Genomic DNA, 24642 nt, shown 5'->3' on the forward strand with positions numbered 1-24642 from the left:
AAATCTCAAGTGTCATGTATTGAAAAACCTCTCATCAGATTGTTTGGCCGGTGCTATCGTTAAATACACGAAGTAACGTTTGCTTCCATTGGCGCCCTGATATTGAAGCGTTAAGTTTTAATAGTGAAACTCAAGATTTAACCACGGTTAACTCTTAATTCGCTCATGTTATGTAAAGAACATGTATTACTGCTTCGAGAAAAAGTCAGCCAGTAACTGATCAAGCTGATAAACTTTGTCGGCCACTTCGGTATCTTCCGCCGTAACCTTTTTCTCTGCTTTTAATGATGATGTTGCGTAATGCAGCACACACATTGACAGCAGATCCTGCTTATCCCTTACCGCATAATTTTCCTGATATTCTTTTATACGGTCGTTAATCAATTTCGCTGCCCGCCTTATTATTTCCTCTTCCTCCATGTTCACCTTTAAAGGGTAAACTCTGTCAGCAATATTTATTTTTATTGAGATCTCTCCCATTTGAGCTATTCACATTTATGCATTACTTTTTCAGCAATACAATACACTTGTCAATTTCCTGCACAAAGTCGTTAATTTTTTGTTTAATGTCAAGGCTTTTCTCATTTGTTTCTGAAAACGACCTGGCCACTTTCAATACACGAAGCTTCTCTTCCAGCTCTGCAGATTTATTTTTACTGGTTGTTAACGCCACACTTAACGACTGATTTTCAAGCCGCATCAGGTCATTTTCCTCCTGTAAAGCAGCGCAAAGCTCCATCAACCTTTCGGTTTTATCAATTATTGAATTTAACTGTTCGCCTAATTGTGGCATCCGTTTTAATTATTGATTTAATGAATTATTGAGGGATTGAATTAATGAGGAATATTGATTGACGCATTGAAGACAAATCAATAATTCAATAAATCATTAACTCAATAACTGCAACTCTTACTTCCTGATCTCCGCTCCGGCTTCTTTGCCTAAGTTAAATATTAGTTTCTGCATTATGGCATCAATAGCCTTGTCAGTAAGCGTTTTTTCAGCATCCTGCAAAATAAAGCTTACCGCGTACGATTTTTTGCCGGCCGGCAACTTATCTCCTTCATAAACGTCGAACACATTTATTTCTTTCAGCAGTTTACGTTCGGTTTTTTGTGCTATGTACTTAATTTGCTCAAAGGTAACCGCCTTATCAACCAGCATGGATAAGTCGCGCCTTACAGCGGGGAATTTTGATACTTCCTGGTAAACAATGATATTTTTGCGAGCCAGCGTTAATATCATATCAAAATTAAAGTCGGCATAAAATACTTCCTTATCAACATCAACCTTTTTAAGTGCCGATGCTGCTACCGCGCCAAATTTAACCAGTGTTTTGTTACCACGATTGTATCGCAATCCGTAAGCAAACTCGTTGCCTTCAGCATCAGCTACCGTTAAATCCTTAACATTGAGTTTTTCAACAATACCGTCAACAATAGCTTTCAGGTTATAAAATGAAACCGCTGTTACCTTACCATTCCACTGTTCAACAGTTTTTGCACCGGTAATAAATACTGAGAAGCGTTGCACCTCGTTATATTTATCCTCCGCTACGCTGTATACCTTACCAAACTCATATATCTTCAAGTCCGCATTTTTACGGTTTTGATTGTAGGCGATAGCTTCAAGCCCTGAATAAAGGAGCGACTGGCGCATAATATCCAGATCGCTGCTTAACGGGTTCAATATCTTCACCGCGGTTTCCAGGTCATCAGCATAAGCAGACTTGGTTAGCGAGTTAGATAATATCTCGTTAAAACCGTTAGCAGTTAGTAAGTCTGATAGCAGGTTTTGCACCGTATCTCGCTCGGGGCGTTGTGAGCCATTAAGCGAAGCCCTGATCTGTGTAGGTATCTCGATATTATTATAGCCATAGATACGTAACACCTCTTCGATCACATCAACCTCGCGGGTAACATCCACACGGTAAGGCGGCACTTTTAACGATAGGCCTTCTACTGTTTCAGCAACCACCTCGATATCCAGCGCTTCAATAATGCTTTTGATCTCGCTATGCGGAATATCCTTACCAATAAGCCTCGTAGTATTTTTGTAGGATAACTCCATCGCGAAAGGTTCAACAGGCGCGGGATAAATATCAATGATGTCTGATGATACTTTACCACCGGCTACTTCCTGTATCAGCAATGCCGCGCGTTTAAGGGCGAACACCGTGTTGTCAGGATCGGTACCACGCTCAAAACGGAAGGATGAGTCCGTTTTTAAGCCGTGCCTTTTTGCTGTTTTGCGCACCCATACCGGGTTAAAGTAAGCACTCTCTAGAAATATGTTTGTCGTACTCTCGCTCACGCCAGAATCAATACCACCAAAAACACCGGCAATACACATCGGCTCGGTTTCACTGCAAATCATCAAGTCATCAGCAGTCAGTTTGCGTTCAACACCGTCAAGCGTTTTAAACAGGGTGCCGTCGGCCGTAGTTTTCACGATAACTTTGCCACCGGCTATTTTATCCGCATCAAAAGCGTGTAAAGGCTGGCCCAGATCGTGCAGTACGTAATTGGTAACGTCAACAATGTTATTGATACTACGGATGCCGATTACCGCCAGTTTTTCCTTTAACCATTTTGGCGATTCCTTAACTTGAACACCGGTAATGCTTACACCACTGTAACGTGGCGCGGCTTCGCTGTTATCAACACTTACGTTGATGGTAAGCGCGCTATCATCTTGCTTAAATGCCGATACATCAGGTTTTTTTAAGCCGATATTTAAAAAGGCGGCAATATCCCGCGCGGTACCCAGGTGCGAAGCGGCATCGGCACGGTTGGGGGTCAAGCCAATTTCGTACAAGTAATCGTCATTCAGTTTAAAATGCTCTTTAGCCGGTGTGCCTACCACGGCATCATCTCCCAGGATCATGATACCCTCGTGAGATTGGCCCAAGCCTATTTCATCCTCGGCACAGATCATGCCTTCAGAAAGTTCGCCGCGTATCTTTGATTTTTTTATGGCAAACGGCTCACCTGATGTTGGGTATACGGTGGTACCCACGGTAGCCACTACCACTTTTTGGCCGGCGGCAACATTGGTCGCGCCGCAAACAATGTGCAGGTCTTCGGCACCACCAACATCAACAGTAGTTACATGCAGGTGGTCTGAATTGGTATGGTCAACACAGGTTTTAACATAACCGATAACCAGGCCTTCTAACCCACCGGGTACGGCCTGCACCTTTTCAAGGCTCTCCACCTCAAGGCCGGTGCCTGTTAATATCCTCGATATTTCCTCGGGAGTTTTATCTGTATCTATGAAATTTTTGAGCCAGTTGTACGATATCTTCATTATGCCTGAAAATGATAATCGGCAAAGATATAAAGATTTCGGTAGTGCAAGGGCGTAGCTTTAGCCTGCTCTTGAAAAAAGATGGGTATTCAGCTTAAATTCGCAACTATTGTTTTTGGTAGCGGCTTAATTTGTTGTAAAGTGTTTTCGGGTCAAACGGCTTCAGGATATAATCGTTCATACCGGCCTCGTTTATGCGCTCAATTTCGGTATTCAGCATAGATGCCGTTAGGGCGATAATAGGCAACTGCTGGAAATAATGCTCGTTTTTTGCACGGATGATCTGCGTAGCTTCCAAACCACCCATTACCGGCATGTGGATATCCATTAAAACAGCATCATACTTGGTGCTTGATTCGATTTTGTCCAGTGCTTCCTGGCCATTCTCTGCAAAGTCAGCATCGGCACCCCACTTTTTAAGCACCTTGTTAACCAGTAACCTGTTGATCTGATTATCATCAACAACCAATACGTTTATACTTAATGCAGTTTCCACAGCGCTGTTCATCGTGTTATGTTGGCTTTCGGCCTTATCAAATGTTATGGTAAACCAAAAGGTTGAGCCCTGCCCCGGCGTACTGTCAACGTTTATACGTGAGTCGTGCAGTTCAATCAGTCTTTTGGTGATCGGCAAACCTAAACCTGTACCCCCGTATTTACGGGTAGTGTCAGCTTCAGCCTGCTTAAACGATTCAAAAATAGTGCTTATTTTATCGCTTGCAATGCCTATACCGGTGTCAATTACGGCAAAACGTATGCGTACGGTTTTTTGATTTTGCTCAATTACCTTTAAATCAATACTGATGCCGCCCTCTGAAGTAAATTTAAGCGAGTTACCCACCAGGTTAAGCAAGATCTGGATAAGGCGGGTACGGTCGCCCAGGATGAAATCCGGTACATCATCGTCAATTTTAGCGCGTACGTAGATCTCTTTCTCATTGGCTTTATATTGTACCGAACTGGTAACACTTTTTACCAGTTCGCGCATGTTAACGCTTGACTTTTCAAGCTCAACATTGCCGGTTTCAATTTTGGTAAAGTCCAAAACATCATTAATAAGCCGCAGCAGGTTCTCTGCCGAAAACTTCAGGATGTTAAGGTTTTCCTTCTGCGACTCAGAAGGGTTATCCTCGATCAGTAAATGCGACATACCGATAACCGCGTTAAGCGGTGTGCGCATTTCATGGCTTAGTACGGATATAAACATATCCTTAGCCCGGTTAAGCTGTATCGCCTCCTCTTTGGCGGCAATCAATTCAAGCTCAACTTTTTTCTTAACCGTAATATCAATAATTACCTCAATATATTTTTCAACCCGGCCATACTCATCCAGTATTACGGAGTTGATCACCGAGATCCACAGCGGCTGGCCGTCCTTACGGTAAATTAAAAGGTCAACCTCAAAAGATTGCTTATTTTTTGACAGCTCGCGGCTACGTTCAATTATGCCGATATCAGTAAGTTCGCCTTTAACAATATCTCCCAGGTGTTTTCCGTGGATATCATTAATAGTATAACCGGTTATTTTTTCAAAGCCGGTATTCACCCATTCTACATTGCCCTCGCTATCATTTATAATTACGCCGCTGGTAATGCTGCTGGCCACTAACGAAAGCAATTTTAGCTGCTGCTCGGTTTTTTTACGCTCAGTAATATCAACCATTACGCCAACATGCCTGTCAAGCTCGCCCACCTGGTTAAACAGCGGGCTGTTTGATATCCACACCCATACCGGCGTACCATCCTTACGATATATCTTTATTTCAACCTCGTACGGTTTGTTTTCGTCAATAGCTTTTTTAGCCGCTTTAAAAACAGACAGATCGCTATCCTCGCCCAACAACATGGTACCAAACTGCTTGCCGTCCATTTCGGCAAAAGTATAGCCCGTAAGGTTTTCCATGGTTTCGTTCATCCACATAACATGGCCGTTGGCATCGCGTATCAGGATGCCGCCCGGAGATTTGCGTGCCGCGAATGATAGTATTTCCAGATCGTGCTCGGCACGTTTACGGGTGTTGATGTTTATAATTACGCGGATGTATTTCTCAATATTTCCGTCAGCATCATATACAATGGAGTTTGCAACCTTTATCCATATATCCTCGCCCTGCTTGGTGGTCATCAGCAAATCTATTTCATAAGATTGCTTTTTGTCCATCAACTCATTAAGCTGGGCTATTGACGGATGGTTCTCGCCTCCTTTCAGGATAACGTTTCGCAAGGGTTTGCCTTCAACATCGACCAGGTTAAAGCCTGTTATTTTCTCAAAGGCACTGTTTGTCCATATTACGTTATCCTCGGCATCGCTGATCACCACACCGTTGCTTACCTTATTAGCTACCAGCGATAGCTCCTGCAACTCGCGGTTAACTTGCTTTTGATGCGTAACATCGCGCCCGCTGGCATACCATTTATCGTGATTAAAGGTGAGCGACCAGCTTAACCATTTAATGGCACCGGCTTTGGTAGCTACCTGCGTTTCTACCGTTATACCCCGCTGTTGCCTGCCTAACGCCTTTTTTATCTCGCGGAGTGATTGCTCTTTACTTTCTTCAACAAAAAAATCCCAGATAGGGCGGCCGGTAGCTTCGTCGGGTTTGTAGCCCAATATGGGTTCAATAGCCTTGTTAATTAGTTGCAGCCGAAAATCCTTATCCATTATGCAATGGATCTCTGATGAGGTATTGAACAGGACATAAAATTCCTGGTGTGCCTCAAGGCTTTTTTCAAGTTCCTTTTTTTGTTTACGAAGAATAAGGTGAGAAATAACTTCGCCGGCCAGTGTGGTAAGTGCTTCCTTTTGTTGATCATTCAGCGTATGGGCAACGCTGTCAATAACACAAAGCGAACCTAAACGGTATCCGTCAGGATCAATAAGCGGTGCGCCAGCGTAAAACTTTACGTTGGGCGCACCGGTTACAAATATATTGTCTTTAAAACGTTCGTCGGTAGTAGCGTCGTTGATCTCGAGTATCTCGTCGCTCATGATGGTATAGTTGCAAAAAGCATCCGAACGCAATGTTTCGGTACTATCCATCCCTACTTTTGACTTAAACCATTGCCGCTCCTCATCAATCAGGGTGATGAGCGCCATCGGCGCATTGCATATATAGGAGGCCAGGCGTGTTATGGCATCAAACTCCTTCTCTGGTAAAGTATCCAGTATCTGGTATGATGCTAAAGCCGACAGCCGCCTGTCTTCATTATCTGCAAATGGTTTATTGTCTGTCACTTATAGTTTAATCTGCTCCTTTTTCGCGGTATAAAGGATAATCCGCCATCAGTTTGTGTACCTTTTTACGTACTTTCTTTAAAGAATGTTCGTCTTCCGGATTAACAATTACAGCATCTATAAGTTCTACAATCTCTTCCATTTGTTTTTCTTTTAACCCGCGTGTGGTGATGGCAGCGGTACCAACACGTATACCCGAAGTTACAAACGGTGATTTATCATCAAACGGCACCATGTTTTTATTTACGGTGATATCTGCAGCAACCAAAGCATTTTCAGCAGCTTTACCGGTGATGTTTTTATTACGCAGATCAATAAGCATCAGGTGGTTATCCGTACCGCCTGATATGATCTGATATCCTTTGGCCACAAATGCCGCGGCCATAGCCTCGGCATTCTTTTTAACCTGTACAATATATTTCATGTAGCTATCGCTCAAAGCCTCGCCAAACGCTACCGCCTTTGCGGCGATAATGTGCTCCAACGGCCCACCTTGTGTACCCGGAAATACAGCCATATCCAGCAATGACGACATCATGCGCACTTCGCCTTTGGGTGTTTTGTGGCCCCATGGGTTCTCAAAATCCTTACCCAGCATAATCAGGCCGCCACGCGGGCCGCGTAATGTTTTGTGGGTTGTGGTAGTAACAATATGGCAATGCGGAAGCGGGTCAGTCAGTAAACCACGGGCTATTAAGCCTGATGGGTGCGATATATCAGCCAATACCAGCGCGCCTACTTGGTCGGCTACCTTGCGGATAAATTCATAATCCCAATCACGTGAGTAAGCAGATGCTCCGCAGATGATCATTTTTGGTTTTTGCTCTAACGCTACTTTTTCAAGCTGGGCGTAATCAATCAAACCTGTTTCTTTATCAACACCGTAAAAGTGCGACTCATATAGTTTACCCGAAAAGTTAACCGGCGAACCATGCGTTAAGTGACCACCATGTGAAAGGTCAAAACCCAATATCTTATCGCCCGGTTGCAGGCAGGCCAGCATTACAGCGGCATTGGCTTGCGCGCCTGAGTGCGGCTGAACATTTACCCACTCGGCATTGAACAATTGTTTCGCGCGTTCAATAGCGATAGTTTCAATTTCATCCACTATCTGGCAGCCACCATAATAACGTTTGCCGGGTAAGCCCTCGGCATATTTATTAGTAGCTACCGAACCTGCGGCTTCCATTACCTGGCGGCTCACAAAATTTTCAGATGCGATAAGTTCAATGCCTTCTTCCTGGCGTTGCTGCTCATCATCCAGCAGTTTAAAAATTATTTTGTCTCTTTTCATGTGTTAACTAAAAAACGCCCCTAAGTTAGGTATAAGATGTTAGATATGAGCTTTCAGTTTTGATAAACCCGTTAAGGCTAAACCTGTAAGCTTATACCGCATCCGTCCTGCTTTTGGGCGATATCCAATAATTATTATATCCTAAACCTATTTGTATATCTATCAATTCCTGCTGCAGCATCTCCAGCATGGCCAAAAAGTTGTAAACAAAATGTACCCTGTTTTCTGAACCGGCAGCCATTGCCCTAAAATCAAGCCGCTGGTTGATCCGCAGCAGATCATCAATAGCTTTTTTTTGCTGCTCAATGGAGTATGGGTATTGCACCACCGTGTGCTTTACCTCCTCACTGCGGCTCATAAAGCTTTTGATTACCCGCTCATAAACCACCATCAGCCGGTATAAGGTAAGTTCAGAAAGTTCTTCACCCGGGAGCACAGCTTTTTCCATCCCTTCAAGGTCGGCTTTAATATTACCGCGCTTTTCCTGCTTAAAGCGCTCTTCTTCAATAGGCCGCAATTCTTCGCACAAATCCTTAAAGCGCTTGTATTCAATAAGCTTTCTTATCAGCTCTTCCTTGGTGTCCACCTCGTTGCCGTCCTCATCGGTTTCATAACGGGGCAGCAACATTTTAGCCTTGATGCGCATTAGTGTGGCAGCCACAAAAATAAATTCGCTGGCCACCTCCATGTTCATGCTGGTAAGGTGATGTATATACTGCAAAAAATCGTTGGTAATGCGGGCAATGGGTATATCGTGAATATTCAGCTCATCACGCTCAATGAAAAATAAAAGCAGGTCAAAGGGGCCTTCAAACTGCGGGAGCTTTATTTCAAAAAATTCATCGGCCATAACCTGCTCAAAATTAATTAAATTGATGGTATGATGAATAGGCACCAAATTATTTAAAACAATTATATGTTGCGGCTTGTCCTGTTTTTTATCATATTATTTCACGTAATTTGCAGGTTAAATATTCTAATTGATGTCGATGCAGGTACCGGCAGGTAATTTGTTGGATAAAATCAACAATCCTTCTGATTTAAAGCAATTTAGCGAAGATGAACTGGAACAGGTATGCCAGCAGCTTCGTCAGTATATTATTGATGTAGTATCAGTAAACGGCGGGCACTTTGCGGCCAGCCTGGGTGTGGTTGAGCTTACGGTTGCCCTGCACTATGTAATGAATACCCCTTATGACCAGTTGGTATGGGACGTTGGCCACCAGGCTTACGGCCACAAAATACTAACCGGCCGCCGCGATATTTTTCACACCAACCGTGTGTATAAAGGCATCAGCGGTTTCCCGAAACGTGGCGAAAGCGAGTACGATACTTTTGGCGTAGGCCACTCTTCTACCTCAATCTCGGCAGCGCTGGGTATGGCTGTGGCTTCGCACTATAAAGGCGAAACGGACCGCCAGCACGTAGCCGTTATTGGCGATGGCGCCATGACAGCCGGGCTTGCCTTTGAGGCATTGAACCATGCGGGTATTGAAAACTCAAACCTGCTGGTGATCCTGAATGATAACAACATGTCTATCGACCCTAACGTTGGGGCGTTAAAGGAATACCTGACAGACATTACCACCTCAAAACCTTACAACCGTTTTAGGGATGATGTGGCCAGTGTACTTTCAAAACTATCATCAGTTGGGCCTGATGCCTTTAAGCTGGCTAAAAAGCTGGAGAAAAGCATTAAGGGCACGCTGCTTAAAAAAAGCAACTTTTTTGAGGCGCTAAAATTCAGGTATTTTGGCCCTATTGACGGGCACGATGTTAAGCATCTGGCAAAAGTACTGCGCGACCTGCGTAATATACCTGGTCCTAAGCTGTTGCATTGCGTTACCGTAAAAGGTAAAGGTTATGCCCTGGCCGAAAAAGACCAGACCAAATGGCACGCTCCCGGCTTGTTCGATAAAATAACCGGCGAGATCAAAAAAACATACCACGAAAAGCCGCAGCCACCTAAATACCAGGATGTGTTTGGCCATACCATTATTGAGCTGGCCGAGCAAAACCCTAAAATAATGGGTATTACCCCGGCTATGCCGTCGGGCTGTTCGCTTAACCTGATGATGAAGGCTATGCCGCACCGCGCGTTTGACGTAGGTATTGCCGAGCAGCATGCCGTCACCTTTTCGGCAGGTTTGGCTACGCAGGGCTTAACGCCTTTTTGTAATATCTATTCGAGTTTTATGCAGCGCGCGTTTGACCAGGTGGTGCATGATGTAGCTATACAGAAACTGAACGTAGTATTTTGCCTTGACCGTGCCGGTATTGCAGGCGCTGACGGGCCTACACATCACGGCGCTTACGACCTGGCTTATATGCGCTGCATCCCAAACATGATCGTGTCGGCACCTATGAACGAGGAAGAGTTGCGCAACCTGATGTATACTGCTCAGCAGGAAAACATGGGGCCATTTACCATCCGTTACCCACGCGGCAACGGTGTTATGGTTGACTGGCAGCGCCCTATGAAAGCTATCCCGGTAGGTAAAGGCCGTTTAGTTACCGATGGTGAGGATGTGGCTATTTTAACTATTGGTACCATAGGTAACGAAGCCGCGAAAGCGATCAATGAACTGAATAATGAGGGCTACTTCCCTGCCCATTATGACCTGCGCTTTGTTAAACCCTTGGATGAGGCCTTATTACATAATGTATTCCAAAAGTTCGACAAGGTAATTACCGTTGAAGATGGTTGCCTTGAAGGCGGCATGGGCAGCGCGGTGCTTGAGTTTATGGCCGATAATGGCTATAGCGCCAAAATTAAACGCCTGGGTATGCCTGACGCGGTTATTGAACATGGCGAACAACCCGAACTTTGGGCCGAATGCGGTTACGATGCCGCGGCCATTGCCACACAGGTACGCCTAATGGGGCTTAAAAAAGACGCGACACATACCATAGCATCATAATACAACGGGCGGTTTTTACCGCCCGTTTTTGTTTTATACCTGCCTGCAGGTTGTATTGGTAAACTTTTATAACCAAGTTGGGTTATGGTATGGTATTAAAACCATACTACAGCATGGAGCATGAAAAACGCCCTTACCAACCTATAGAGAATTACGGCATTATAGGCAATATGAAAACCGTAGCCCTGGTGTCGCTCAACGGGTCAATTGATTTCATGTCGTTCCCGAGGTTTGATTCGCCTACCGTGTTCGCCTCCATGCTTGATGAAAACAAAGGCGGCTACTTCTCTATCGAGCCTCAGCTTCAGGATTATAATACACGCCAGCTTTATATACCGGGCACGGCCGTGTTGCTTACCCGCTTTTTTTCTGAAGATGGCATTGCCGAACTTACCGACTACATGCCCATAGCCCGTGATCCTAAAAGTTCAGTTTGCGCTATTGTGCGTCGCATTAAAACAGTGAGGGGTAATATCAGCTTCCGTATAAATTGTGTGCCCCGGTTTGATTATGCCCTGGCAAACCATGAGGTTGAAGCCAAAAGCAAAAACGAACTGGTTTTTAACAGTATAAATGATGGTGGTGCAAAGCTGCGCCTGATGGCTAATTTTGATTTAACTATTGATGAACAGAGCGGTTGCGCCGATATTACCCTCAATGAATCGGAAGATGCTTTCATCATACTCGAATCTATAAAAACAGGCGACGAAAAAGAGCTGAAACACATCAGCTACTATACAGACCATACTTATTACGAAACGGTTAGCCAATGGCGTACCTGGCTTAACAAGGCCTCATATAAAGGGCGTTACAGCGAGGTGATCTACCGCTCGGCCATAACGCTGAAACTCCTTACCTCAGCCGAGTTTGGCTCAGTGGTGGCGGCACCTACGTTCGGGCTGCCTGAAACCGTGGGCGGCAACCGCAACTGGGATTACCGCTTTACCTGGATACGTGATGCGGCATTTACCATGTACGCTTTTTTAAGGCTGGGCATGAATGAGGAAGCCACCCAGTTTTTAGATTGGATATACGCGCTTTGCAAAGACAATAACCTGCAACTGTTGTATGGTATTGATGGCAACCGTTCGTTAACTGAAAAGGAACTTGAGCATTTGGACGGCTACAAAAGCTCAAAGCCGGTACGCATAGGCAACGAGGCCGCCAACCAAACGCAGTTAGACATTTACGGAGAATTGATAGATACGATTTACATCTACAATAAATCATACAAACCCATCACATTCGCTTTTTGGGAGATCATCGAAAAACAGGTACAGCACGTTATTGAGCGCTGGCATGAGCCCGATCATGGTATATGGGAGATACGCAATATGAAACGCGAATTTTTACATACCCGCCTCATGTGCTGGGTAGCTATGGACAGGGCGATAAAAATAGCCGAGAACCGTTCATTCCCTTACCCGGAAGCAGAATGGAAAGCCGTGCGTGACGAGATCTATAAAGATATCTATCACAATTTCTGGAATGAGGATCTGCAGGCCTGGGTACAATACAAAGGCGCCAGTACGGTTGATGCGAGTGCCTTACTGATGCCGCTCACCCACTTTATAGCACCGCTGGAGCCACGTTGGCAATCAACCATGAAGGTGATTGACCGTGATCTGCGTTTAGATGTACTCATTTACCGTTACCGCAACCACCTCGAAAAAATTGACGGGTTAGATGGCGAGGAAGGCACTTTTAACATGTGCTCCTTCTGGTTTATTGAGGCACTGGCCAAAGGCGGCGAGATTGACCGCGCGGTAGAGAACTTTGAAAAGATGATGGGTTATGCCAACCACCTCGGTTTGTTCAGCGAGGAGTTAGGTAAGCGAGGCGAACACCTGGGCAATTTTCCGCAGGCGTTCACCCACCTGGCACTCATCAGCGCCGCGGTTGAATTGGATAAACAGTTAGGCCGCGTTAAGGGGCTTAACCTGTAAGCGCCTTTAATCGATAACTAAACCGGTGTTGCGGCTTTTAAAGCTGGCCAGATCATTATACAGGCTACGGAACGAGCTGCGCAGGCCTATACTGATCATGCCGGTACGGCTGTTGAACTGGTCGTTCTTGTCATTACGAATAAGGCCGCCAAGTTCAATACGAAGGTTGTATTTAGGGTTGATCAGATAAGCGACCTTACCTTCAAACAACAGCATGTTGGTGGTAAGTCCCTGGCCTGTCCAGTTGCCGGTAAGGCGCGCGGGCTGGCGATAATCATCAAATAGGTTTTTACCGTAATTCAAGCCGTTTTCATCCAGGCCATACCGGCCAAAATCAAACTCACCCGAAAAATCAAAACGCTTGTACGAATAGTTAAGCATCCCCACAACTTCCCTGAAATTCGCGCCCCATGGATGCGCCAATGGTTCGCTGTTATTGGTATAATTAATGGCAGCAGAACGTTCTGAGAAAGTGTACGGACTGATGGTGTTGGTTTCTAACAAGTAATTTAATCCTTGTACGCTAAACAGGTTCGCGCCGCGTACGCCTAATTGCCAACCGAATTTATTACGTGAGCTGCCATTGCCTGAGAAAAAATTATCAGCCTCAAACTCATCCAGCATAAACTGACCGTAGGCGGTAAGGTGGTCACTCACCTTATATTTACCGGTTAAACCGATAACGGCATTATCCGGCGAGCCGCTGGATGCCTCGAGCGGGCGCAAAAATATAATGGGATTGATGTAGTTAAAATCAAATCCGCGTTGGTGGCCCGCGTCATCTTCTCCGGCCCAAACAACAGCATCAAAAAATCCTAACGACAAGCGGTTACTTACATTCCAGTCTAAAAAGTGATAAATACCCCATTTGCGCCTGTTATGTGTGTAGTTGTTGAGATCAGGGTTCATTGGGTCGCTCATGTTGGTCCACATAGACATATAGCGCACATTACCCAGTGTACCTGTCAGCCTGAAATAAGTGGCAGGTGAAGAATAGTCAGACAATAATAACGACCGGTAACCGTCGCCTATAAAAGTACGGTCGCGCCCGGCAGATATATTCAGATATTTTACGGGTGTGTAGGATACGTTAGCTGTAATGTACGACCAATCCTTGGTATCACTGTTCGGGCTGCGGTCATACGCCTGGCCGGGTATAATACCTACCTGGTTTATATAAGTGTTAAGGTACTCCGGGAACAGGGCACGGTTTAAAAACCCGCTTACATTGTATGATACCTTATCGCCAAAAGTACCGCCTACCTGTAAACCTACAGAAGTAATTCGTGTGGTTCTCTTAAACTGGCGCACATCCCGGCCAATTACCAGGTCAGGCAGCAGGTCAGCGTAAAATGTGCTATTCGGGCTCTTAACATCAATCTGATGCTCGGTAAATAGCTTACGGTACGCGGCACCGTGCTCACCATCGCTGCCATAATTCATCAGCGAATCGTAACTGCGGCGCAGCAGACTGTCATCAACCATAAATGGTTTCATGGCGCTATGTACACGGGTTTTAGTGGAGTACACATCAGCATTCAGCTTTTGATAAAACTGGTAGGAGTACGGCTGAATTACTGATTGCCCCCTGGTAATAAGAGCAGATGAAACAACAAAAAGTACAAGCGTAAATATTTTTTTCATTTGAGGTTTATTGTATTACCTATTCAAAATAATTCAGTGTTTTAAATCCACCCTTTTTCAGGTGATCGTCCTTTTTAACCTCAAGCAGATCGGCCTGTACCATATCGGCAACTAAGGCATTTAAATCATACTTTGGTATCCAGCCCAGTACTTCACGGGCTTTGGTAGCATCGCCTATCAGCAATTCAACCTCGGTTGGGCGGTAATATTTCGGATCAACCTTTACAACCGTTTGCCCGAATTTAAGTTTGGCCGCGTCAATATTTAATTCGGCAAGGCGCTCCTCATCTATATCAATAATAACGCCCTTTTCGTTTTCGTTCCGGCCGCTAAATTCTACTTCAATACCCAGCTCGGCAAAAGCCAGCCTGATAAAGTCGCGCACGGTGGTGGTAACGCCGGTAGCTATCACAAAATCCTGCGGTTGGGGTTGCTGCAGCATCAGCCACATAGCTTCTACATAATCTTTAGCGTGGCCCCAGTCGCGCCGGGCCGAAAGGTTGCCCACATACAGGCTGCTTTGCAATCCCATGGCTATGCGTGCCGCGGCACGGGTTATTTTACGGGTAACAAAGGTTTCGCCGCGAACAGGGCTTTCGTGGTTAAATAAAATGCCGTTGCAGGCATACATATTATAGGCTTCGCGATAGTTTACGGTTATCCAGTAACCATACAGCTTGGCCACCGCATAAGGCGAACGCGGATAAAAAGGTGTGGTTTCACTTTGCGGCACCGCCTGTACCAAACCATATAATTCGGATGTGGATGCCTGGTAAACACGGGTTTTATTTGTTAAACCCAAAAGGCGCACAGCCTCCAGCACCCGCAGCACGCCAATACCATCGGCATTGGCCGTATATTCGGGCGTATCAAAACTAACCTTAACGTGGCTCATAGCAGCCAGGTTATAGATCTCATCAGGCTGAACCTCCTGAATAATGCGGATGAGGTTGGTTGAGTCGGTCAGATCACCGTAATGCAGCCTGAACTTTACTTCCCGCTCATGCGGATCAGTATATAAATGATCAATACGGGAGGTATTAAATAAGGATGACCGCCGTTTTAGCCCATGCACGGTATAACCCTTTTTTAGCAGAAATTCGGCTAAGTAAGCGCCATCCTGCCCGGTTATACCAGTAATCAAAGCTATTTTCATGCGATATGCCTATTATGCTACAATAATATTTAAATTAATTGTAAATAACCCTGTAAACATCAGCTAAGCGTTCATCTTATTAAATTAATCAATCCTGATTAGAGTAGCGTGTAACAATATTTAGTTTGCTGTATCTTAGATAAATACATCACATTAATTACAAACCTATGGAACTCGCATTTTTAAACCTTGGTACACCAGAGATCATTCTGATCTTCTTTGCCGTGATCATTCCGTTTTTAACCTTGATAGATATTGTCCGGTCAGACTTTAAGGATCAGTTTACCAAGCTGCTTTGGGTGCTGATCGTATTGCTTGCCCCTTTTATAGGATGCTTAGTTTACTTTGCGATCGGCAGGAGCCAAAAGGTAAGCAAGTACATGTAAACAACAAGAGCGATAAATATTATTCATCGCTCTTGTTTAATCTTTATACTTCGGCAGCTACAGCTTCTTCCAGCTCTTTGTACCACACCTCGCCATATTTACGAATAAGCGGGCCTTTTAAAAACTCATGTACACGTACTTTAAGCTGATCGCCAAAGGTGCAGGCATCGCTGCAAATACTCCAGCGGTCGTAATGCAACACATCAAACTCCGGGTAAGCGGTGATGCGTATAGGGTACAGGTGGCATGAGATAGGTTTTTTCCAGTCGATATCACCGGCTTCATAAGCCTTTTCGATAGCGCACTTGGTTATGCCGTTCTCCATGATCACATAAGCGCACTCCTTATTGGTATCAACGCAGGGTGTAGTATAGTCACCCTCAAAATCGGTTACATAAGTACCATCCTGCTCAACGGTGGCAATGCCTTTGGCCGTCATGTAAGGTTTTACCTTCGGGTAGATCTCATCCAGTATAGCGCGTTCCTCATTCAATAACGGCGCACCCGAATCGCCTTCAATACAACACGCGCCTTTGCATTTGTTCAGGTTGCAAACAAAATTCTCACGCACAACATCCTCATGCACCAGCACGCTGCCAACTTCAATCATCATTATTAATTACTTCTTTACAGGATTCAGCGGATATTTTAGCCCCTTTGCCCCGGTGAGGTCCATTGTAAGGCTACCTACTATTACTTCAACATGCGCCCTTACCGGTATACGGTTGGCATCATCCGTTATCCAAAGATACAGTTTACTATTCTTTTTAAATATTTTACCGGGAATAATAGTTGGGTTGAACTTCAAACAGTTAAACGTACCCATTGAGCATTTTACCTGCTCCTTACCCATGTAGGTTATGCTTAGCTTGTGTATGCCATCCTCTAAAAAGTAAGGCATATCAATGGTTTGGCCAACCTTTATTTTTGAAATATCAAGTGAACGGGCAAAATAATACGCTGATACAAAATCAAACATCTGCCCTTTAAATTCATACTCGCCCTTATCAGCCTTTATTTTACCGGTTGTATGGTTAAAGGTAACCTTATCGGTATGCTTGTAACTCCCTTCCTTACGAGTTTCGGTGTAGTAATAAGGCATCAGCGTTGTTTTATCAACAAAGCTTTCATACCGGTTGCGTACCTTGTAAAACACATTAAAAGTACCGGCGGTGTTACCATCGGCAATAATATGGTAAGCGGGCTTGCCATCAAACTTCTGGGTACTTTCCGTAACCTTTAAGTTGGCCTCCGCAGCGGTAAAAATGCCGTATTTAAGTTTGTAGTTCAACTCCTCGCCTACGCCAAAAACGGCCTTATCCAAATTATTAAGCGTTTGAGAGTAACCCGGAATTATGGTGGTTACCAGCAAGCCGCATATCATGATCAATTTCTTCATTCAGTGTGTATCTTATGGTTCATCAACCTGTGCGTAACGCGCATGTTGTGCAGTTTTGACGGATGCGGCCTCAAATAGTTTAACCTGCCGCAGCCTGCGCACAAACGCGTAACTGTTAACAGTTAATAAAACACACCGTTTTTATTGAGCGAAAATTAGTCCTTACGTTTATAAATAGGCACGGTTGAGCATGGCTCGCCAAACATCAGGCTTTTAGCTACCGGGGTAAGCTTTTTGGCCAGCTCAACATAAGCGGCAACCGGCACGGGCACATCACCGCAACCTTTAATTACCAGGCGCTGATCGCGGTATTTCTCAACATCAAGGTTAGCACTTGCTTTTACAAACAATACGGTTTCCAACACCTCGGCATCACCAAACACCACCTCGCGCGCGTACGGAGCCATGCGGTTGGCCAGCAGCATGTAGGCCCAGGCGGGTACAACGGCATCGGCAGTGCAGGTAACGGCCACAAACTTATCCTGGTACTGGCTCCAGTCGTGCCCCTTCACAAACTCCCTGAAATCTTTCTCCTTTAATATAAGGCCGTGAAAAAGGTTATCCTTTATATCATACACCACGCGTTCGCCCTGCTGGTAAAACTCCGCCGGGTCAAGCGTTACCAAACCGCTTTGGGCAACCTTATTTATAATATTTTCCTGAATTTCCATCTTACGTTAAAATAAAAAATCCGGGAACGTTATATAACATTCCCGGACACAAAATTACTTTAAAATATGGTTATAAAAACTTAGCTCTGTAATCTTTTACATTCGCCTTATCTTGTAAAGCCTCGAACAACTGCCCTTGTGAGCGTTGTAATAATGCCTGTCCAAGCTGTTGTTTTTGTTTGATAGCGTTGGTTAATGGTGCCGGTTTAACAAAACCATCAACCACAAAGGCGTAAACGCCATTAGTACCTTCAACCGGTTTTGATACCTTTTTAGGCTGTGAGCCAAATACCGAACCTATTACACTATACTCTACACCCACACCCGGTATTACCGGATTGGCAAATACGATGTTTTGTGCCGGAGTAACTTTACCACCTGCTTTTTGAGCTACCTGGTTAATGCTTGAAGCACCGTTAACAGCGCCCTGCATTTTCTCGATCAGTTGTTTTGCTTTTACTTTGATACGAACAGCAGCTTCGATTGATGTTTTTACAGCATCAAGCGGTAACTGGCCTTCAGGTTTAATTTGTGTAACCTGTGCAACAATATACTGATTACCCGCGGTAAATACCTGCTCAGATACATCACCTACCTCGGCTTTAAATACCCAGCGAACAAGGTCACGTGCATTATCTAAACCCGGCAGGCCCGAAGCAACACCGCTAACATCATTAGCCGGTAAAATGCTCAAATTATCTTTTTTAGCTTCGGCGGCAAAATCACCGTTGTTTACACCGGCCAAAAATGTTTGCGCTTTATTATAAGCGGTTGTACGTGTTTTTTCGCTTGGTAATATTGGTTTATCAACAGTAGCCACTTTAACTACTTTTGATGAACCTTTTTGATCTTCAATACGGATGAGGTGAACACCAAACTGAGTGGTAACTATCTTTAGCTCGCCTTTGCTGCCGTTAAACGCGGCTTCGTCAAACGCGGGCACCATAGCGCCACGGCCAAATGTACCCAGGCTACCGCCTTTTTCGCCTGATTGTTTATCATCAGAGAATAGTTTGGCCAACTCGTCAAACGACCTGCCGCCCTGGATCAGTTTTTTTAATGAATCGGCTTTGGCTAAGGCTTTTTCTTCGCCACCTGCTGATTGAGCAGAGATAAGGATATGGCTTGCCTTAACAGAATCCGGACCAACACGTGAGTCGATCAGCTTAGCTACTTTATAGCTGCCGTTTGACAGGTATGGGCCATATACAAAACCTTTAGCAGCGTTAAACATTACCGAATCAAGCGCAGGGTCAAGCTGGCCTTTTTTACGGTAAACAATAGGCTCCTTGGTTTCTGAGTTTATCTGTACAAATAACGAGTCGTTATTGCTGGTTTTAAAATCAGCGGCAAGCTTTTCAGTTTGCGCTTTAATTGCAACCGTATCTTCTTTTGATGGCGCGCCGTTTACAGCTACATATTTAAAACTGCGCAGTTCCTGCTTGTTTTTAAACAGGTTTTTGTGCGCGTCATAATATTCCTGGTAGTCAGCATCGGTAACTGTAACCTTGTTATCGGGTATTGAAGCGTAATCAAGCGCTACATACTGAAAGTTAGCTAACTTGTTTTTCGCTTCGTAGTCATCATTAGCCTCTAATGAGTTTACATAAAGACCATTGCTTACTAAAGCAACATATTTTTCAGCTTTTTTTGATTCTATGATCTGTGCTACAAAATCCTGCCATTGTTTTTTCATCGGGTCGCCATCTTTAGCGGCGTTGATGTTGCTTAACACGTTGTTAAGTTGCGCGCGGTCAAGCTCGCCGGTTTGCGGGTTGCCAAACATTTGCACTATTTGCGGGCTCGGATTGTTACCGTTTATCAGCGATTTGGTTTCGCTCTCGCCAACGGTGATATTCAGTTTAGCGATCTGGTTAGTGATGATAGCACGGCTGATCATTTGGTTCCAGGTATTTTCCTGAACGTAGCTTACTATTTGTGGAGTAAGGCTTGCCTGGCCCGATTGCTGTTTAAACTGCTCTGAGTTTTGCTCAACCCTCGCGTTAAAATCCTGAATGGATATACTTTCATCGCCCACTACACCTACGGAGTTAGCATCACCCCTAAAAAACGAGCCTCCGAAATGGATGACCTCGCCTGCAATGAAAGCAAAAAGCGCAATACCGATAACGACAACGAGTATCACCCCCATCCTCTCGCGCAAAAAACTCATAATTCCCATATAAACTCTATATTATTAACTATTTAAAAAGAGGGCGCAAGATACAATTTTTAGTAAAATTACCTCAAACAAATTTGACGTTGAAATTATTTATTACTGCATCGCTTTTTCGTCCACATTCCATATACCGGTGGTTTGGCTCATGGTATAATGAGTGAAGTCCTGGTTGCTTTCAAAATTGGTGCCGTTGGAGATATTGCCGCCCGCCATGGTGATCTGCACGGGCTGGCTTGAGGTGATCAGTTTGGTTTTAGCATTCCATATCAGCTCTTCGGATTTAAAGGTATCACCCTTCTGGTTTTTCGATACCACATTTTTGTACATCTCAATAATGCTGTTATCATTTTTGGTGATGGCATATTTTGAGGTGAGGGTATTGATAACCTGCAGATCCTTATCGTAAAAAACAATTTTTACGCCTTTAGGCATTTCATAATAAGGCGTATCAACTTTGTGGTTGATCATCAGCGGAGCGGTAACAACAGCCTTAACATGGGCAGAGTCACTATAAGTGATCTCCACGTCAATTGTACGTTCCTGGGGTTTTACATCCTGTTCAGACAGGGCTTTGATCTTTTTCAAGTCGTTCTCGCACGAAGCAAAAAGCAGGCAGGTGCAAATTATCGCGAACCAACCTAATGATGCTTTTTTACCGGTGCTGAAGAACATATTAATCAAATTTGTAACGGGTAAACCACTTATCGTTAAGTGAAAAACCTAAACGGATATTAATGTAGTTCTCCTTTACCAGGCTGTTGGTAAGCGCGCCGCGTTTACCAATCTCAGCTGATACATTTATTTTGTAATAGCTGGCGCTGGTTTGGCTTGGGCGCAATGGCAAACCTAAACCAAAAGTTGCGGCATACTGTGTAATATCCGTATTATTTACACGCAGGTTGGTTTGGTTATACATAAAACCTACACGGTAATCAACCAGGGCCCAGTAGTTATTAAGTTTGTTAACATTAGGGGTAATTTGCGCGCCTATGTTATAGGTTTTGCTATCCTTCATGTTTTGGCCAACGGTTTCATAACCTTCGCCTGCGGCTGAAAGATCTGACCATTTACCCATGGTATAATCAGCACCGATCAATAACCTTTCGCCGGCCTTAAAAGCGAGGCCGAACCTATTAATAGATGGCATTTTCAGATCTGATTTTGGATTATCCTGTTTCACAACGCTATCAAGCGGCAGGTTCTGGCTGCCATCGGTACCGTTTGTAAAGTGCGATACGTAGGTGCTGTTTTGTATGCTCAACTTAGTTGGTGCCGAGCCTGAGTAACCAAAAGTAAGGGTATTGCGCTCGCCCAGGTTAACCATGTATTGCGCGCCGTAATCATAAGCAAGCCCGCGCACACTGCTGCTTTGCTCAATACGGGTATCAAAAGCACCGTAGATGCCGGGGATAGAGGTTACACGATAATCCTTCATGTTACCGAATATGTAGGAGATATTAGCACCAAAACTTAAATGGCGGCCAATGCCGAAACCATAACCAATGTGCGCTTTGGTAAGCCCGCCTTCGCCGCTGTATTTAAAATTAACGGCATTGGTATCAGCCGGATCGGTAGTACCCAGGTTTGATTGTGTTTGGGTATACTCATAACCACGCTGGCTATAAGGCTGCAAACCAAAACTAATGGCCGAACGCTTGGTTACCGGAAAAGCGAACAGTAAGTGATTAAGCCTGAAGTTGGTATTTTTTTGTGAGCCCTGCCCGTCGCGGGTTAATTTAAGGCTGCTGCCAAATACACCTACATCAATAGTAGTTAGCCCTATAGCGCTATATGATGCCGGGTTAATGGTATTGATGGTTGCAAAGCCGCTTATGGTATTTGTAGCGACGGCTATACCGCCCATGCCCGCCATTTGCGGTGTCCAGTTCGGGTCAATATCGCCAATACCATAACGTGAGTAAGGCGAACTTGTGGTTGCACCGTTTTGAGCGCTTGCGCCAATGGCACTGATAACAAGAACAAGCGTAATAAATAGCTTAGTGTATTTAATCATTATGTTGTAGTAATGCGGCATTTAATCCTATTAAAACCAAATTAGGTTCAATATTAATTTGGGGGGCAAAGATGCTATTTTTCAACAGAGTATCAAAAAAATCGCTATCGCCGCCGGTTAGTATAATGTTTAGTTGTTTATCAGTATTGTTGTAAGCCTCAATAAAGCCCTCAAGCTCGTATTTTAATCCGTTTTGCACACCTGATTGTATGGCGGTAGTTGTGCTGTTACCGTAACCCATATCAAAAGCGGCATCAGCGTTAACCAACGGCAGCCCCTGCGTGTAATGGTTTAAAGCCTTATAACGGGTATTTAGCCCCGGCGATATACTGCCGCCAAAATAATTTCCGCCGGCATCAACCCAATCATACGTAATGGTGGTACCGCCATCAATTACCAGGCTGTTTTTTTGGGGGTACAAATATACCGCGCCGTTAATCGCGGCAACCCTGTCAAGCCCAAGCGTATGTGGTGTAAGGTAATGATTGATTATTCCGCCGGCCATTGCAGCGCTGAAATGCACTACCGTTAACCTGGTATTTAATACAGAGAGCCAGTAAGGCGTATCCTTTTTTACTGATGATATAATGGCTTTGTTTATGCTATACTTGTTAAGCAATTCATCAAACAAAGCGGTATCAGCATCAGCGTAATGGCCGGTTTCGAGCATTTGTTGCTGCTCAAAAACGGCAACCTTGGTAAGCGTATTCCCTATATCAATTACAAGGTTAGCCATTAGGCCTTCACCAGTGAGAGTATGGATTCAAAAATAGCCAAACCATCTTCGTTACCCAAAACCGCGTCAGCGGCGCGCTCCGGGTGTGGCATAAAGCCGAACACGTTACGGTTTTTATTGGTTATACCCGCTATGTTTTGCAGGGTACCGTTAGGGTTGGCATCATCGGTTATGTTACCTGCTTCGTCACAATACCTGAACAATACCTGGTCATTATCCGCTATTGATTTCATGGTGTCCGCATCAGCAAAGTAGTTACCCTCGCCATGCGCTACCGGAATTTTCAGTACACGCTGCGCATCAATCTGCGCGGTAAGTAATGAGTTTTGAGTTTGCGGTAACACAAAGGTATTACGGCAGATGAACTTACGGTTTTTGTTATGCAGCAAAGCGCCTTCAAGCAAGCCGGACTCGGTCAGTATCTGGAAGCCGTTGCATATACCCATTACGTAACCACCTTTCGCAGCAAACTGGATAACCTCCTGCATAATAGGCGAAAAACGGGCAATAGCGCCTGAACGTAAGTAATCACCAAATGAAAAACCACCCGGTAAAACAATAAAATCGCAACCTTGCAAATCGTGATCTTTATGCCAAAGGCGAACTACCTGCTGGCCTAAAATTTTGTCCAGTACGTAAATAATATCTTCGTCGCAATTGGACCCTGGAAATATAACAACTCCAAACTTCATGTTACAAAGCTAACATAACGGCTCAAATTTGGACGAATATTATAGTTAAAAAGTGTTAAACTGAAAGTAAATAATGCCTGCTACCAGCAAAAAATACAGCGTTTCGTAAAACCAGCGGCTGGTGGCATGCAAAAAATAGTAAGCAAAAGTAATGGCCACAGGCACAGCGCAAAGTAAAAAATGGTTAAGCTGAAACTCGGGCTTTACATAGAATGATAAACCGGCCACCACAAAATAAGCCACCAGTAACTGGAATGATTTGCGGATGTGTACATAGCTTTTAAAAAATCCCTGCTGCAGTTTATAGGCCGATATAGCCAGTATCAATACCACCGGTATAAGTAGGGTATAAGTATAATTATTAATGCTGATGCTTGTTGGAAATTTGCTGGCCAGCGGCAGCCAAATGCTTGAAAAACGACCTATCCTGTCATTACAAAAATACACTACCGCTAAAAAGAAAAATACGGTGGCATAACCGATGATCACCGCCACCCATTCGCGCCAGTTAAACGGCCGGAAAATAATGAGCGCGATAAAAGCTACGAGGAATACCCAACTGAATGGCAGGTAAATTAATGAGCCTAAAGCTGTAATAAGCCCCAGGTCATAACAGGTGGATTTTACTTCAGTGCCTTTGTACAGGCTAAATAGTTTATAGAGCAGCCACAACACCAAAAAATTACAGATGAGCGGGGCGCTCAATCTCAAAAAAGGCGTAAACAGGGCCGATACGGTAATATACATGAGCGCCGGCATGTACGATGGTTTGTTGAGCAGGTTAAAATAGTTAACCATGGTATTAAGCAGCAATGACTGAATAAAAACCAGCAATGCCGCCAGCAGCACATTAAAAAACGGCGATAAAGCATACTCGTAAGATACCGGCACCAGCAGGCGCGAAAACGACTCGACAAAGATAAACTCTAACTGATCGGGCACGTTAACCAGGTAGCCAATGCGCATAACAAACACCAGCACTGCCAGCCACAGTATCATTATCGGGTTGTACGATCGGAATATATTGATCATGGTGCTGTTATTTTACTTATGCTGCCG

General features: G+C 44.5%; 20 protein-coding genes. 3 read left to right on the forward strand and 17 right to left on the reverse strand.

All coding sequences use genetic code 11. The annotated features are described in order from the left end of the window. Window positions 1-186: 186 nt before the first annotated feature. The 6 genes from AC3WJC_RS14100 to AC3WJC_RS14125 all read right to left on the reverse strand — a co-directional run bounded on the left by AC3WJC_RS14100 (window position 187) and on the right by AC3WJC_RS14125 (window position 8689). Window positions 187-480 carry a cell division protein ZapA gene (locus tag AC3WJC_RS14100; RefSeq protein ID WP_492399745.1) on the reverse strand — a complete coding sequence of 98 codons (294 nt, stop codon included), beginning with the start codon at window positions 478-480 and terminating at the stop codon, window positions 187-189. Between the two features lie 22 nt (window positions 481-502). Then, window positions 503-793, reverse strand: a complete 291-nt coding sequence (locus tag AC3WJC_RS14105; protein WP_492399746.1) for a hypothetical protein — start codon at window positions 791-793, stop codon at window positions 503-505. Window positions 794-910: 117 nt separating this feature from the next. Then, complete coding sequence (gene pheT, locus AC3WJC_RS14110; protein ID WP_492399747.1) at window positions 911-3310, reverse strand: phenylalanine--tRNA ligase subunit beta; 2400 nt, start codon at window positions 3308-3310, stop codon at window positions 911-913. Between the two features lie 106 nt (window positions 3311-3416). Next, the gene (locus tag AC3WJC_RS14115; RefSeq protein ID WP_492399748.1) at window positions 3417-6545 is read right to left on the reverse strand and encodes a PAS domain S-box protein; all 3129 of its coding nucleotides are present in this window, start codon (window positions 6543-6545) and stop codon (window positions 3417-3419) included. Between the two features lie 7 nt (window positions 6546-6552). Next, window positions 6553-7839 (reverse strand): serine hydroxymethyltransferase, encoded by a 1287-nt coding sequence (glyA, locus tag AC3WJC_RS14120; protein ID WP_492399749.1) that lies wholly within the window; start codon window positions 7837-7839, stop codon window positions 6553-6555. Between the two features lie 91 nt (window positions 7840-7930). Further along, entirely contained in the window at window positions 7931-8689 is a 759-nt protein-coding gene (locus tag AC3WJC_RS14125) for a segregation and condensation protein A (protein ID WP_492399750.1), read from the reverse strand. 139 nt (window positions 8690-8828) lie between these two features. Here AC3WJC_RS14125 and dxs point away from each other — a divergent pair, with 139 nt between their 5' ends. Both dxs and AC3WJC_RS14135 read left to right on the forward strand, forming a co-directional pair. Next, the gene (gene dxs, locus AC3WJC_RS14130; RefSeq protein ID WP_492399923.1) at window positions 8829-10760 is read left to right on the forward strand and encodes a 1-deoxy-D-xylulose-5-phosphate synthase; all 1932 of its coding nucleotides are present in this window, start codon (window positions 8829-8831) and stop codon (window positions 10758-10760) included. A 113-nt stretch (window positions 10761-10873) separates the two neighbouring features. Further along, a complete protein-coding gene (locus AC3WJC_RS14135; RefSeq protein ID WP_492399751.1) occupies window positions 10874-12706 on the forward strand; it encodes a glycoside hydrolase family 15 protein in 1833 nt (610 codons plus the stop codon). Between the two features lie 6 nt (window positions 12707-12712). Here the strand turns inward: AC3WJC_RS14135 and AC3WJC_RS14140 are convergent, their stop codons facing one another. Next, the gene (locus AC3WJC_RS14140) at window positions 12713-14350 is read right to left on the reverse strand and encodes a gliding motility protein RemB (RefSeq protein ID WP_492399752.1); all 1638 of its coding nucleotides are present in this window, start codon (window positions 14348-14350) and stop codon (window positions 12713-12715) included. Window positions 14351-14369: 19 nt separating this feature from the next. Further along, the gene (gene gmd, locus AC3WJC_RS14145) at window positions 14370-15506 is read right to left on the reverse strand and encodes a GDP-mannose 4,6-dehydratase (protein WP_492399753.1); all 1137 of its coding nucleotides are present in this window, start codon (window positions 15504-15506) and stop codon (window positions 14370-14372) included. A gap of 167 nt (window positions 15507-15673) precedes the next feature. On the opposite strand from gmd, the gene AC3WJC_RS14150 reads away from it, so the two are divergent. After that, the gene (locus AC3WJC_RS14150; protein ID WP_492399754.1) at window positions 15674-15892 is read left to right on the forward strand and encodes a PLDc N-terminal domain-containing protein; all 219 of its coding nucleotides are present in this window, start codon (window positions 15674-15676) and stop codon (window positions 15890-15892) included. Between the two features lie 43 nt (window positions 15893-15935). On the opposite strand, the gene AC3WJC_RS14155 is transcribed toward AC3WJC_RS14150, so the two are convergent. The 9 genes from AC3WJC_RS14155 to AC3WJC_RS14195 all read right to left on the reverse strand — a co-directional run bounded on the left by AC3WJC_RS14155 (window position 15936) and on the right by AC3WJC_RS14195 (window position 24615). Then, window positions 15936-16502, reverse strand: coding sequence for a DUF3109 family protein (locus AC3WJC_RS14155; protein WP_492399924.1), 567 nt, complete (start codon window positions 16500-16502; stop codon window positions 15936-15938). A 9-nt stretch (window positions 16503-16511) separates the two neighbouring features. Next, a complete protein-coding gene (locus tag AC3WJC_RS14160) occupies window positions 16512-17291 on the reverse strand; it encodes a DUF3108 domain-containing protein (protein WP_492399755.1) in 780 nt (259 codons plus the stop codon). A 155-nt stretch (window positions 17292-17446) separates the two neighbouring features. Continuing rightward, window positions 17447-17962 carry a DUF2480 family protein gene (locus AC3WJC_RS14165; protein ID WP_492399756.1) on the reverse strand — a complete coding sequence of 172 codons (516 nt, stop codon included), beginning with the start codon at window positions 17960-17962 and terminating at the stop codon, window positions 17447-17449. A gap of 70 nt (window positions 17963-18032) precedes the next feature. Then, entirely contained in the window at window positions 18033-20135 is a 2103-nt protein-coding gene (locus AC3WJC_RS14170) for a peptidylprolyl isomerase (protein ID WP_492399757.1), read from the reverse strand. 102 nt (window positions 20136-20237) lie between these two features. After that, a complete protein-coding gene (lptC, locus tag AC3WJC_RS14175) occupies window positions 20238-20813 on the reverse strand; it encodes an LPS export ABC transporter periplasmic protein LptC (protein ID WP_492399758.1) in 576 nt (191 codons plus the stop codon). A gap of 1 nt (window position 20814) precedes the next feature. Further along, the gene (gene bamG / locus AC3WJC_RS14180) at window positions 20815-22155 is read right to left on the reverse strand and encodes a BamG family beta-barrel-assembly machinery protein (RefSeq protein WP_492399759.1); all 1341 of its coding nucleotides are present in this window, start codon (window positions 22153-22155) and stop codon (window positions 20815-20817) included. Next, on the reverse strand, window positions 22148-22891 hold the full coding sequence (locus AC3WJC_RS14185; RefSeq protein ID WP_492399760.1) for a type III pantothenate kinase: 744 nt from the start codon (window positions 22889-22891) through the stop codon (window positions 22148-22150). The genes bamG and AC3WJC_RS14185 overlap by 8 nt, the downstream gene beginning before the upstream one ends. After that, window positions 22891-23583, reverse strand: coding sequence for a phosphoribosylformylglycinamidine synthase subunit PurQ (purQ, locus tag AC3WJC_RS14190; protein ID WP_492399761.1), 693 nt, complete (start codon window positions 23581-23583; stop codon window positions 22891-22893). The genes AC3WJC_RS14185 and purQ overlap by 1 nt, the downstream gene beginning before the upstream one ends. Before the next feature lie 45 nt (window positions 23584-23628). Beyond that, window positions 23629-24615, reverse strand: coding sequence for a DUF6427 family protein (locus AC3WJC_RS14195; protein ID WP_492399762.1), 987 nt, complete (start codon window positions 24613-24615; stop codon window positions 23629-23631). Window positions 24616-24642: the final 27 nt, after the last annotated feature.

The sequence above is a fragment of the Mucilaginibacter sp. FW306-07-L genome (genome assembly GCF_058782065.1).